This window comes from Pararhizobium sp., from assembly GCF_035497515.1.
Lineage (GTDB): Bacteria > Pseudomonadota > Alphaproteobacteria > Rhizobiales > Rhizobiaceae > Pararhizobium.
In genome coordinates, this window is sequence record NZ_DATJDJ010000209.1 from 1 (window position 1) to 3,504 (window position 3,504).

The window sequence follows — 3,504 nt, forward strand, 5'->3', positions numbered from 1 at the left end:
CAGGCGGCGCACTATCAGGCAGAGTTCGAGCAGCCGCTCCAGCCCGAACGAGTGCTCGTGCGCGGCGATCTGGAAAACGGAATCCGATGATGTATAGCAGATCGGCTTGCCGCTGCGCATATGCTCCTCACCATGCCGGGCGATGATATCGGTGCCTGAGGCATGGCAGTTGCCAAGGATGCCTGGCACATTGCCTTCCCGGCAGATGGCCTCGACAAGTTCGGGCGGAAAGGCATCGCCCTCGGCGGAAAAATAGCCCCAGTCGAAACGCACCGGCGTGCCGGCGATTTCCCAGTGGCCGGAGGGCGTATCCTTGCCGCGCGACACTTCGCTTGCGGCGCCGTAGAGCCCGGATAGCATTTCCGGCATCGGCATGCCGGCGGGCAAACGGCCGGCTGCGAGCCTGGCGGCGTGCAGTAATCCGAGCGCCGACAGGTTCGGCAACAGCAGCGGCCCTTCGCGCAGGCCCGGCCTGTCGCCGGCCCCGGCCGCGCAGAACTCGGCGATATGCCCGAGCGTATCGGCGCCCTCATCGCCAAAACCGGCCGCGTCCGGCGCGCCGCCTATGCCGAAGGAATCGAGAACGAACAGAAAGGCACGCGCCATGAATTCCCCGCAAGGCTGCCGTCGTTTTTAAAGGCGACGGCAGATGGTTGTTGTCGCTCCACGCCCCGATGATGCGGCAAAGAAGGCGCAAAGATTTACGCCGCGCCGCGCCGGATTGCAAATGAGCACAAGCCGTCAGGCAGTGCGCGTCAGAACGCGCAATCGCTGCAGGTGCTCATATTGCCGATGCGCTGGCGAAAATAATAGGTCTTGGCAATATGAATCGGTTTTAAAGTCTTGTCGGTCATATCGGCCGCGAACAGCAGAATATCGTGGGGAACGTCGATCTCTGTACGCACGATGAAGTCGTTCGCGGCCGCGATATCGTCCGGAAACGTCACTGGGATACCTGGAATATAAGCGACGGAACCGGTCGGCTCGGAGGTCCCGGCCCAATTGCCGGACCAGCCACGCGACCAGACGACGACACCGACGCCCGGCGCCATGACCTTGATGCCCGTCACCTTCAATGTCGACCCGTTTTTCGGCTGGAAGGGGGCCATGACGCCCTTTACCACATTCGGCATGGCATTAAGCGAATTCTTGCTCCATTGGTCCTCCCGGGTGAGGATATCGGTGACGGTGCTGGCCGCACGTGCCACCTTGCGGGCGACACTGTAACCCAGTGTCAGTTCGAAGGATCCGAGATAGGCGGCGATCAGCAGTGGGACGATGATGGCGAATTCGACGCCGCCAGTGCCGCGCCGGTCCTTGAAGAAGGCGCGCAGAACGGCTGCCTTCCTCGAAAGTGCCCCGATGGAGTGACGGTAGGCGGTTTTCATCGTCATCCTCAATAGTTCTCGTTGACGAAGGTTGCCGTCGACACCATCAAGTAATCATGTGGCATGCTGCTGCCGGCAGGACGCAGATTGGTGACATAGGGGCGGACAAGATCGGTCGCGACGTCCCAGCGGTAAAAGGCCCGAAGCACATTGATCGATTTCGGTCCGCCGGGATCGAATTTGAAGCCGGTGGGATTGAAGTCGGACGAACGGTCCGATGACACTTTGCGCGGGATATCGGTCGGAATATCCGAAAAATTGTCATAGCTGCGCACGTCGATGAAGAGCTTGGAGGCAGTGGTGGCTTCGGTCGGCGAGCACGTCATTATTATGGCGATTTCGTCGCAGAACGCTCGCCGAAATACTTCTTGATCCATATCGGTCGCGGGATTGACCCCGGAGGTAATTTCACCGGTGCGGATCTTGCGAGCCATCGTCTCGGTGGCATTGGCAAGCAGTTGTTCGCCGGTAAAGGCCACGAATGTTTCAAGGGTTGCGAAAACGACGAGCATGAACGGAACGGCTAGGATAGCGAATTCGATTGCCGTCGCGCCGGTTCTTTCCCTGAACAGCCGCCGCAGCAGGCCCTTGCCGCCTGATGGCGCGGGGCCGGCTTTCTTTGCGGAAGTTTCGCTTTCGTATTTCAGCATCCGTCATGTCCACCAGCAGCCACACGATAAGGCAGTCTAGGAAATGACTGTTTATATTTCGTATGCAGATAATGGGACAATTCGAGTTGAGCGGCTTACCGTTTGGTAAGCATCAGGTGAGCAATCGGGCAGAAAGCCTCGCCCTTATTCCCGCAGGCATGACGATCGAACAGCCGCCGTCAGTTGCCGGAGGCGGATTTCCGCGCGGCATGCTCCTCGCAATTGGGTGTGCAGGACAGGACGGTACGGTTCGTCTGGCGGAAGACGCGTAGCGTATTGCCTTCGTCGATCGAGACCAGGATGCGTTCGTCGACGATCGCGTTGCCGTCGATATCGAGAATGACGAGATTGGTCGTGCCGAAGGAGCGGCCGGTGAGCACGATTGTCTTCGCATCGGCGACGGTGGCATCCGCCACGTCCGAATTGCCGATGATCACCTTGCTGATCGGCCGGTCCAGTTTGAGAACGCGCGCGTGATCCATGAAGACGCGCATCATTTCCTCGGCGGCGGAGGCCGGGTTTGCAAAAAACAGCGTGATAGCGGCAAAGCCTGCGAAGGCGGGTGCCAGCAGCCGGGTGCCGATGACCGAGTTTTGCAAGTTCATGACCGTTTCCTGATGATGCGGATGATTTAGCATCGCCGGTTTTGGTGAATGAAGCCTTAATGTTCGCGCGCAAAGCCGTGCCTTGGTCGCGCCCGCGCTGTCGACCATCTGCAAACTTCGATCGAAAGCGGGACATTGATGGTCCGTTTACTATGAAAGCCGCCATCCTTTGTTAACGGATGGGTAACTGTTTTCCTTAAGCCGATCGAAATTCACCCTGTGTAGGTTCGCTTCATCCGATCAACGGAAACAGTTGGCGGAAGTGCTGAACAACAAAGTGAAGTAGGAGAAATACATGACCAAGCTTTTTTCGCGTTTCATGAAGGACGAGTCCGGCGCTACCGCGATCGAATACGGCCTGATCGCAGCCCTGATCTCCGTTGCCCTGATCGCCGGCGCGACGACGCTGGGCGACCAGCTTAACACCACATTCGGCGAGCTCGCAGATGAGCTGGATACGGCAAACGACGCTCGCTAAACAGCGTTGAACGTCAAGCTAAACTGATTGACGATGCTGAAGGCCGTCTCCGAAAGGAGGCGGCCTTTTAATATCAACAGCTTGGCAGCAACGAATCCTTAATCCGATACTTGTAAATTCTGTGGGCTATACATTCTGAGTTCAATGTTGGGGAAACCATGACAGAGGCAGCCATATTTGTGGTATTTCCGCTTTGCCTCGCGATTGCGGCCTTTTCCGATCTCTTCACCATGACCATCCCTAACCGGGTTTCCGCCATTCTTCTCGGCGCCTTTGTGCTGGTAGCACCGCTCGCTGGCCTTGGCCTCGCGGGCATGGGCGTTCATCTGCTTGCCGGCCTGGCCGTCTTTGCGGCCTGTTTCGCGCTTTTCGCGCTCAATATC

The 3,504-nt window shown here is 58.1% G+C and carries 5 protein-coding genes and 1 pseudogene; 2 read left to right on the plus strand and 4 right to left on the minus strand.

All coding sequences use genetic code 11. From position 1 onward, the window contains the following. The 4 genes and pseudogenes from VL202_RS21485 to VL202_RS21500 all read right to left on the minus strand — a co-directional run. A pseudogene (locus tag VL202_RS21485) lies at nucleotides 1–606 on the minus strand (phosphopentomutase); the annotation flags it as partial. A 149-nt stretch (nucleotides 607–755) separates the two neighbouring features. Next, nucleotides 756–1,394: a TadE/TadG family type IV pilus assembly protein gene (locus tag VL202_RS21490; RefSeq protein ID WP_325466091.1), complete on the minus strand. Its 639-nt coding sequence runs from the start codon at nucleotides 1,392–1,394 to the stop codon at nucleotides 756–758. 2 nt (nucleotides 1,395–1,396) lie between these two features. Beyond that, nucleotides 1,397–2,038, minus strand: a complete 642-nt coding sequence (locus tag VL202_RS21495; RefSeq protein ID WP_325466092.1) for a TadE/TadG family type IV pilus assembly protein — start codon at nucleotides 2,036–2,038, stop codon at nucleotides 1,397–1,399. 179 nt (nucleotides 2,039–2,217) lie between these two features. After that, nucleotides 2,218–2,643 carry a pilus assembly protein N-terminal domain-containing protein gene (locus tag VL202_RS21500; RefSeq protein ID WP_325466093.1) on the minus strand — a complete coding sequence of 142 codons (426 nt, stop codon included), beginning with the start codon at nucleotides 2,641–2,643 and terminating at the stop codon, nucleotides 2,218–2,220. A 295-nt stretch (nucleotides 2,644–2,938) separates the two neighbouring features. Here VL202_RS21500 and VL202_RS21505 point away from each other — a divergent pair, with 295 nt between their 5' ends. After that, nucleotides 2,939–3,121 carry a Flp family type IVb pilin gene (locus VL202_RS21505; protein WP_056337606.1) on the plus strand — a complete coding sequence of 61 codons (183 nt, stop codon included), beginning with the start codon at nucleotides 2,939–2,941 and terminating at the stop codon, nucleotides 3,119–3,121. A gap of 158 nt (nucleotides 3,122–3,279) precedes the next feature. Then, on the plus strand, nucleotides 3,280–3,504 hold a 225-nt coding region (locus tag VL202_RS21510), incomplete at its 3' end, for a prepilin peptidase (RefSeq protein WP_325466094.1).